Here is an 8,530-nt window from a genome sequence, read left to right as displayed (position 1 = left end):
CTACCCGCATCTACCTGGGAAATCCGCTGTGCCGTCGAGATTTTCGATAGCCGCCCGCCGAACTTGCGCTTGCGCACCAGCGCAAGCTCTGGCATTCTGACCTGTTCGGCTCGCCCGAGCCACCCTGCAGAGGGTGATACACCAACGAGCTGCCCGTCGGGGCTGGCGAGGGGTGGACATCGGAGCGCAGCCCCGCGTTTCGATGGCCAATTCCATCCCCGCGGGCAGTTTCTCGTCTGTGCCTGCGCCCGGCTATCGGGTAGCGTTTCGGACAGCTTTCGTACAGTGCGACCGCGCGCGGGGTGGAGGTGCGCCGCGGTTCGGTGGTGCAGGGGGTGGTGTATGCGCACGAATTCCGAGACCGGCCCGGCGAGTCGGCACGCGCCCCGGTTGGCCGAGCTGGTCATGCGTCGCCTCGACGAAGATCCCGCCGTCACCGCGGACATCGCGCACACCGTGCTCACCGCCCTCGGCGATCTCGAATCGAGCGAACCCACAGCGGAATTCGGGTCCGAGGGCATTTTCCTGCGCGCGATCCGGGTGCGTGGATTCCGTGGGATCGGGGCGGAAACCACCCTCGAGCTGGCCCCCGGCCCAGGCTTGACCTTGGTGGTCGGCCGCAACGGCAGCGGCAAATCCAGTTTCGCCGAGGCCGCGGAACTGGCGCTGACCGGCGGCAACCGGCGCTGGGACGGCCGCTCGGCGGCCTGGCGCGAGGGCTGGCGCAATCTGCACGAACCCGAATCCACGCGAATCGAACTGGAATTGCTCGCCGGCGGCAAGCAGCCCGAACTCACCGTCGTCAAGCAATGGGCACCCGGTGCCGCGCTGCCGGAAGCGCAGTGGACCCAGCGTACGGCCGCGGGGCGGGCACCGTTCCCGGCACGTCGCTGGTCGGTGCCGCTCGAGTTGTATCGCCCGTTCCTGTCCTACAGCGAACTGGGCGCGCTGGTCGACGGCAAGCCGAGCGAGCTGTTCGACGCGCTGCATCAACTGCTCGGTCTCGATGAGCTCACCGTCGCGCAGGAGACCATCCGAATGCGCCGACTCGAGCTCGAACGCGCCGCCCGCGACTCCCGCCAGGAACGCCTCGAATTGCTCGCCGACCTGGCCGTCGTGGCCGACGACCGCGCCATCCGGATGAGCGAGCTGCTGCGCCCACCCGCGCCGGACCTGGCCGCGGTGGAAGCGGAACTGTTCGGCACCGACCCGGGTGGCGAACCCGAGGGACTGCGCGCCATCGTGCGCCTGCGGTTGCCGTCGGAAGCCGAGGTGGCCGAGGTCGCCGGTCGGCTGGCCGAATGCGGCACAGCGCTCGACCGCGACTCCACCGCCGACGCCGAAGCCGATCTGCGCATCCTCGACCTGCTCACTCGTGCCCGTGAACACGCCGCGCGCAGCGGCCCGTGCCCGTGTCCGGTCTGCGGACAGGGCAGTCTCGACCAGCAGTGGACCGCGGCCGCCGAGGCCTCCATCGCCCAGCTGAGCGAGCGGGTCGCCGCCCTGGCCGGCGCGCGCACCGCGCTGAGTGACGCGTTACGGGCCGCGCGATCGCTGCCGGAACAGATTCCGGCGGAACTGGCCTTCGATCCGCGCAACCCGCCCAGCATCGATACCGCCGCGGCCCGGCGGGCCTGGTCGGAATGGGCGGCGCTCACCAATGCCGAATACACCCCGGACCTGCCCGGCCGCCTGCTGGCCGCGCACGCGCGTCTGGTCGACGAACTCGACTTCCTGCAACAGGGCACCCGCAAGGAACTCGACCGGCTCGACGAGGTCTGGGCGCCGCTGACACCGCGCATCGCCGCGTGGCTCGACGGCGCTCGTGCGGTCGCCGCGCACGCCGACGAACTGCGCACGGTGCGCAAGGCCGAGGAATGGCTCAAGTCGGCCACCGCCGGACTGCGCGGGGAGCGGATGGCGCCGCTGGAGACGACGGCACGCTGGGTGTGGCACAGCCTGCGCCAGCAGAGCAACGTCGAACTGGGCGGCATCAGGCTGCAGGGCAATGTGAACACCGCGCGGCGGGTCCTGCTCGACGTCACCGTCGACGACGTCGACGGCGCCGCGCTCGGGGTGATGAGCCAGGGCGAGCTGCACGCGCTCGGGCTGTCGCTGTTCCTGCCGCGCGCGACCGTGGAGGACAGCCCGTTCCGTTTCGTCATGATCGACGATCCGGTGCAGGCGATGGACCCGGCCAAGGTCGACGGGCTGGCCCGGGTGCTGGCCACGGTGGCCTGGACCCGGCAGGTGGTGGTGTTCACCCACGATGAGCGGCTGGCCGAGGCGGTGCGCCGGATGCAGATCGATGCCAGGGTGCTCGAGGTGCAGCGGCGCGAACGGTCCCGGGTGGAGGTGCGGGTGTCCGGCGATCCGGTGCTGCGCTACCTCGACGACGCCCGCGCGCTCACCCGCACCCCGCAGCTGCCGCCCGCGATCGCCGACGAACTCGTCGCCACCTGTTGCCGGTCGGCGCTGGAAGCGGCGAGTCTGGCCAGGGCGCGACGGGTGCTGCTCGCCGACGGCGTCGACCATCGTGAGGTGCAGCGGCTCATCGACACCGCGCAGTCCACCAGGGCCATGGTGGCGCTCGCGGTCCTCGGCCCCTCGGGCCGGATCGAGGACCTGGGCAAACACCTCGCCCGCGAAGGCAAATGGGCGGTCGGCGCGCTCCGTGACGCCACCGCGGGCGCGCATGTGCCGATCGGGCGCAGCATGCAGGAGCTGATCGCCGATACCGAAAAGCTCGTCGAATGGCTGGCGCGATGAGCGAGGAAGCCACTCCCGCTCGGCGCAGGCGTCGCGGGGCACGTGGTAAGGGCGGGTCACGCGGGCCGCGGCAGCGGCCCCGCCCGCACGGGCCGCCGCGTGACGATGTCCCTTTCGGCGTGGACCGGCCGAGCGTCGCGGAGCGGCTGGCCGCCGTGGACGGGCTGCTGGACGGCACCGTCACCGACGCGGGCGGTCTGTGGTCGCGGGCGACCGCCTGGATTCTGCGGATCGCGCTCGAACAGGTCGTCGACGAGCTGTGGATACGAGTGGCGCCGGAGCTGATGCGCTGCCCGATGCGTGCCCAGCTGCTGGCTCTGCGCACCTTCGCCGGGCCGCTCACCGCCGCCCAGATCGCGACGCTGTGGTCGGCGCTGTCGCATGCTGCCCACCATCACGACTATGAACTGGCGCCCGGCGTCACCGAGCTGCGGCGCTGGCGTGAGGAAACCGCGCGGATCGCCGAGGAGCTCGCCGCGATCGGATGAGCACCGGACTGCCCGCCGGGTGGCAGCGGGTTCCCCGGTGGCTCGCCGAAGGCAGCGGGTGAGCATGATCGGTGTCATGGATCAGACGCAGCCATGCCCGTGCCGGCGCGGCGAACCTTTCGGCAGCTGCTGCGGGCCGATACTGGCCGGTCAGCGTGACGCGCCGACCGCCGAGGCGCTGATGCGCTCGCGCTACACCGCCTTCGCCGTCGGCGACGTCGCCTATCTACGCCGCTCCTGGCATCGGCGCACCCGCCCGGCCACCCTCGTACTCGACCCGGACCAGCGCTGGCTGTTCCTCGAGATCCAGCGGACCGAACGAGGCGGGCCCTTCGACGACACCGGCACGGTCGAGTTCACCGCGCACTACCGCGACGACGCGGGTCGTGGCGCCCTGCACGAGGTCAGCCGATTCGTGCGGGAGGACGGACGCTGGGTCTACCTCGACGGCGACGTCAGCGCCTGATCGCCCGGTAGCGGCCGGCCCCGGTAGGGTTCGCCGCATGCCACGTGTCGCGATCGAGTACTGCACCCAGTGCCGCTGGCTGCTGCGCGCGAGCTGGATGGCCCAGGAACTGCTGAGCACCTTCGCCACCGAACTCGGCGAGGTCGCCCTGATTCCGGGGACCGGCGGCGTCTTCCGGATCACCGTGGACGGTGAGCAGATCTGGGAACGCAAGGCCGACGGCGGTTTCCCCGATATCGCGGTGCTCAAGCAGCGGGTGCGCGACCGGGTGGCTCCTGATCGCGACCTCGGCCACGTCGACCGCAGGGACTGAGCGCGGCCTAGCCGCAGCAGCCGCCGCCACAGCACCCACCGGCGGGGCGCGGGGCAGCGACGGGCGCGGGCGCGGCCGCCCGGCCGACAGTGGCGAAGGTCGTGAGCAGTTTGACGGTGTCGTCGTGCCCGTTCGGGCAGTCGGCGTGCGCGGACGCCTCGGCCATCGGACGGTTCACCTCGAACGTGTCACCGCAGCTGCGACACCGAAAGTTGTAACTCGGCATCGGCTCAGTGTAGCGAGCGGGTGACCCAGCAGACATTCGCCGCGGAATTGCCCGCTGAGCTGCGCCGCCGACGCGCCGGGTGCGACGCGCCGTCGGATGGTTCGCTTCGGTCACCACGGGTGTCATGAACACCGTCGTACCCTCGATAGACAGAGGTATGAGGAGGGTCTGCGATGAGCACTGAGTTGATGCGACCGATGGCCGCGCAGGACGAGTCCGGGCCGGTGGCCGATACCGAATACGGCCGGGTGCGCGGCGTGCGTGACGGCGGAGTGCTCGTCTGGCGCGGTGTTCCTTATGCCGCCGCCCCGGCAGGCCCGCACCGGTTCTCCCCGCCCAGGCCACCGCAGGCATGGGACGGCATCCGCGACACCGTCGAGCCCGGTGAGATCGCACCGCAGAACATGGACAACACTGTTCCCATCGACAAGGGCCTGCGGATGGGGGAGGACTGTCTGTGGCTCAATGTCTTCGCCCCGGCGGGCACCGATGACGGCTCGCATCCGGTCATGGTGTGGTTGCACGGCGGCGCGTACTGCCTGGGTACCGCGGCACAGGGCATCTACGACGGCCGCAAACTGGTCGAGACCGGTGATGTCGTGGTGGTGACGGTGAACTACCGCATCGGTGCGCTCGGCTTCCTCGACCTGTCGTCGCTGTCGCCGGATTTCGTGCCCAATCTCGGCCTGCACGATCAGTTGTTCGCGCTGGAGTGGGTGCAGCGCAATATCGCCGCGTTCGGCGGCGACCCGGACAACGTCACCCTGTTCGGTGAGTCCTCGGGCGGCGGCTGCGTGACCGCGCTGCTCACCGCGCCGCGCGCGGCCGGGTTGTTCCATCGTGCGATCGCGCAGAGCCCGCCAGCGACAACGGTTTTCGGGCGTGAACGTGCCGCCGGTGTTGCCGAACGGTTCCTGGAGCTGATCGACCTGCCCCGTGAGCGCGCGGGCGAACTGCTGGAATGCCCGATAGATCGGATCATCGACGCGTCCGCGATCTTGATCGATGAGGTGCCGATCCAGGCGCCCGGCACATTGGCCGCGGCCCCGGTGGTCGATGGCGATCTGCTGCCCGGGTATCCGACCGACCGTTTCCGGGACGGGCTTTCGCACCGGGTGCCGCTGATCATCGGCACCAACAAGGACGAGGCGTCGCTGTTCCGGCTGTTCCGCTCACCGATCATGCCGGTCACCCCGGAAGCGGTGAACGCCATGCTGAACGGCGTGCAGGAAAGTCATCCGGGGATGTCGCACGAACGCATCGCCGAGATCACCTCCGCCTACCCCGATCTGGCCAAGCCGCGCGGCGCGTTGGCCATGTCCACCGATGCGGCGTTCCGGATGCCCGCGCACTGGGTGGCCGACACCCATTCCCGGCATTCGCGCACCTGGATGTACCGGTTCGACCATGCCACACCGATGCTGAAGGCGGCGCGGGTCGGCGCCGGTCACGCCACCGAACTGCCGTATGTCTTCGGCAATTTCGGCACCTTCAACCACGACCCGACGTTCTGGCTCGGTGGCCGCAAGGTGGCCACCGAGGTTTCCGGACGGATGATGCGGCGCTGGTTGGCTTTCGCCCACCACGGCGTGCCGGCCGCGCTCGACGGGTCCAAGCACTGGCCGCCGTATCACGAGCAGACCCGCACCACCCTGCTCATCGACGCCGTCGACCGCGTGGTCGACGACCCGGACCACGACCTGCACACCGCCTGGGGCGAGCAAGCGGTCGGCTTCGCCTGAGCGGTGCCGGGCGGACCGTCCCCGCCCCGGCCTGCCCGGGAAACGGGCGCTCAGACGCCGGTGTGTTGCGGGCTGCGCGCCCGCGGGCCGAGGTTCACCGGCATCTGCTCGTATCCGTGCAGCGTGAACAGCTGTCTGCGGCGCGGCGGGCCTTCCAGCCGGAGTTCGGGGAAACGCTCGAACAGCGCCCGCAGCGCATAGGTGGCTTCCATGCGGGCCAGGCTGGCGCCGAGGCAGACGTGGATGCCGCTGCTGAAGGTGAGATGGTCCTTTGCGTTGGCCCTGGTGATGTCGAAGCGGGCGGGGTCCTCGAAGACGGCCGGGTCGCGGTTCGCGCCCGCCAGCGACAGCACGACCGTGGCGCCCGCCCGCAGCGGCACGCCCTCGAATTCGAGGTCCGCGAGGGCGGTGCGCGCTGTGGTCTGCACGGGCGGATCGAAGCGCAGCACTTCCTCCACCGCGTTCGGCCACAGTTCGGGTTCCTCGCGGAGCCGCGCGAGTTGGCCGGGGTGGGCGAGCAGCTGGCCGACGCCGTTGCCGATCAGGTTGACTGTGGTCTCGAAGCCGGCGCCCATCAGCAGGCTCGCGGTCGCGATCAGTTCCTCGGTGTTCAGTTCACCGGCGGTGACCAGCGAGCTGAGGATGTCGTCGCCCGGATTCCGGCGCAGGCGCTCGATGTGCTCGATCAGGTAGTGGTTCATGAAGTGGGTCGCGTCCATGGCGCGCTGGTGGGCGCGCCAGGAGATCCCCAGGTCCAGCAGCGGCGTCATCCGGTCGCCCCAGTTCAGGAACATCTCCCGATCCGCGTCCGGGAAGCCGAGCATTTCCGAGATGATCGCGATCGGCACCTGTGCGGCATAGGCACGCACCAGATCGGCGGTGCCGTGCGCGGGCAGTGCGTCGAGCAGTTCGGTGGTGACGCTCTCGACTCGATCGCGCAGCTTGCCGATGGCGCGTGGGGTGAAGGCCGACGACACCGGTTTGCGCATCCTTGTGTGCTCGGGCGGGTCGATCACCAGCATCGACGGCGGCTCCACCGGATTGGGCGGGATCGGGAAATGCTTGGCCAACCGCTGTAGGGGACCGGGAACGAAGCTCTCGGGAGCGCGCACGCCGAAGCGATTGTCGCGCAGGATGGCTCGGCTCAGCCCGTGATCGAAGGTGACCCAGGACAGCGAAGCCCGCTGCAGCCCGCCCGCCCCGCGTAGCTGTTCGATCAGCGGATAAGGATCATCCAGCCCGATGGGCCCGCCCATCAACTGGGCGAACGCATCGCCACGGCGCGCCTGCGTCCGCAGGATCGCGCGTGGCGCACCGTGCACCGACAACCACCGGAACAAATACTGTGGCTTCATCTCTCACCCGACCCCATCGTCTGATGTGTGTGCGTTATCACCACGGTACGGAACCGGCGCATCAGCGGGAACGTCCCGGAGTCGGACAATCGACCTATACCACGGTAGGAGCCGGGGCCGGCCTCATCCGCGCAGGGCGGTGACCCGTTCGGTCTCCACGCGCCGCTCGCGCAGTGCCGGATCCGGGTTGACGACCTGCACCAGTGAGGCCCCGGCGGCGAGCACCGCGACGAAACCGTCGATGAGTTCGGCCGGTGTATCCCACGGTGTGCTCGACAGCACCCGGTCGCCTTCGGAGAAGCCTTGCCGCAGCGCCGACGTGCGCGCCTCGGCGAGCACCTCCGACACCGACATCCCGTCCAGTGCGACGCCGATGCCGCCGGGCAGGAACTGGTCGCCGTGCACGCGGACCGAGGTCGCGAAATCGGTGACGCCGACCGGCAGATCGCGCACCGGCGCGCCCATCGGGTCCAGCGACAGCACCGCGACCTCGCCGGCACCGTCGGTGTCGTCGAGCCGCTGCACGGTGGACAGGGCCAGATCGGCGTCGGGGTCGGGGTGCAGCACCACCTCGGTGCCCGCCCACCAGCAGCCGAGCAGCACCGCCGCGGTCTGCCAGTGCGCCGGCAGCAGCACCGCCACCCGCGCGCCGGGGGTGAGCCCGAATTCATCGCGCACGAGGTTGGCGGTTTTGGCCGCCCAGTTCGCCAGCGTGAGCCCGGACAGCTCGATCCTGGCCCCGGTGGCATCGTCGTAGTAGGTGACGCGCGGACCCGCGGGTTCGCGCGCGAGGATCGGGTCGAGCACCGCCTCGGTGAGGGTCAGTGCTTGCTCGAGGTCACGCATCGGCTGGTTCACGCTCACTGGCTGTTGGCTGCGCGGTGGCTAATTCACGCATGTCGGTCCGTTCTTGCCTGCATCGATCGGCGGAGCGGGCGGTACGGGGGTGGCGGAGGTCGACGGAGTGTCGAAGTCGAACATGCTGGCCGCCTCCGACCCGGGACCAGAATAGTCGCTCGCCAGCACCACTCTCACGGTATCCGGCGCGACCGTCTCGTCGGCGAGTACCGTCAGCCCGCCCAGCGCCTCGGCGACCGCCTTGGCCTTCGGGTCCGAGGTCGACGCCGCGAGCACCCGGCTGCCGGTGACCGGGTCGCCGGAGTAGTTGCCC

The 8,530-nt window shown here is 70.2% G+C and carries 9 protein-coding genes; 5 read left to right on the top strand and 4 right to left on the bottom strand.

The window, feature by feature from the left end; translation table 11 throughout:
* Positions 1 to 342 precede the first annotated feature (342 nt).
* From RJ05_RS19795 to RJ05_RS19780, 4 genes are all read left to right on the top strand, one after another.
* The gene (locus RJ05_RS19795) at positions 343 to 2,769 is read left to right on the top strand and encodes an AAA family ATPase (protein ID WP_036539239.1); all 2,427 of its coding nucleotides are present in this window, start codon (positions 343 to 345) and stop codon (positions 2,767 to 2,769) included.
* Positions 2,766 to 3,257 carry a hypothetical protein gene (locus RJ05_RS19790; RefSeq protein WP_228796739.1) on the top strand — a complete coding sequence of 164 codons (492 nt, stop codon included), beginning with the start codon at positions 2,766 to 2,768 and terminating at the stop codon, positions 3,255 to 3,257. Before RJ05_RS19795 ends, RJ05_RS19790 begins: the two co-directional genes overlap by 4 nt.
* Before the next feature lie 76 nt (positions 3,258 to 3,333).
* On the top strand, positions 3,334 to 3,723 hold the full coding sequence (locus RJ05_RS19785) for a YchJ family protein (RefSeq protein ID WP_036539329.1): 390 nt from the start codon (positions 3,334 to 3,336) through the stop codon (positions 3,721 to 3,723).
* Positions 3,724 to 3,760: 37 nt separating this feature from the next.
* Positions 3,761 to 4,036 carry an Rdx family protein gene (locus RJ05_RS19780; protein WP_036539236.1) on the top strand — a complete coding sequence of 92 codons (276 nt, stop codon included), beginning with the start codon at positions 3,761 to 3,763 and terminating at the stop codon, positions 4,034 to 4,036.
* Positions 4,037 to 4,043: 7 nt separating this feature from the next.
* On the opposite strand, the gene RJ05_RS19775 is transcribed toward RJ05_RS19780, so the two are convergent.
* Positions 4,044 to 4,262 (bottom strand): FmdB family zinc ribbon protein, encoded by a 219-nt coding sequence (locus tag RJ05_RS19775; protein WP_036539235.1) that lies wholly within the window; start codon positions 4,260 to 4,262, stop codon positions 4,044 to 4,046.
* Positions 4,263 to 4,435: 173 nt separating this feature from the next.
* On the opposite strand from RJ05_RS19775, the gene RJ05_RS19770 reads away from it, so the two are divergent.
* Entirely contained in the window at positions 4,436 to 6,004 is a 1,569-nt protein-coding gene (locus RJ05_RS19770; protein WP_036539234.1) for a carboxylesterase/lipase family protein, read from the top strand.
* Positions 6,005 to 6,054: 50 nt separating this feature from the next.
* Here the strand turns inward: RJ05_RS19770 and RJ05_RS19765 are convergent, their stop codons facing one another.
* From RJ05_RS19765 to RJ05_RS31465, 3 genes are all read right to left on the bottom strand, one after another.
* Positions 6,055 to 7,359, bottom strand: a complete 1,305-nt coding sequence (locus tag RJ05_RS19765) for a cytochrome P450 (protein ID WP_036539232.1) — start codon at positions 7,357 to 7,359, stop codon at positions 6,055 to 6,057.
* Between the two features lie 123 nt (positions 7,360 to 7,482).
* Positions 7,483 to 8,205 (bottom strand): TIGR03089 family protein, encoded by a 723-nt coding sequence (locus tag RJ05_RS19760; protein ID WP_036539326.1) that lies wholly within the window; start codon positions 8,203 to 8,205, stop codon positions 7,483 to 7,485.
* A gap of 39 nt (positions 8,206 to 8,244) precedes the next feature.
* Positions 8,245 to 8,530: LytR C-terminal domain-containing protein (locus tag RJ05_RS31465; RefSeq protein WP_036539230.1), on the bottom strand; the 286-nt coding region annotated here is incomplete at its 5' end.

The sequence above is a fragment of the Nocardia cyriacigeorgica NBRC 100375 genome (genome assembly GCF_000308555.1).
Classification (GTDB): Bacteria; Actinomycetota; Actinomycetes; order Mycobacteriales; family Mycobacteriaceae; genus Nocardia; species Nocardia cyriacigeorgica.
Note: the sequence above shows the minus strand (reverse complement) of the source record. Positions and strands in the feature narration are given on the sequence as shown.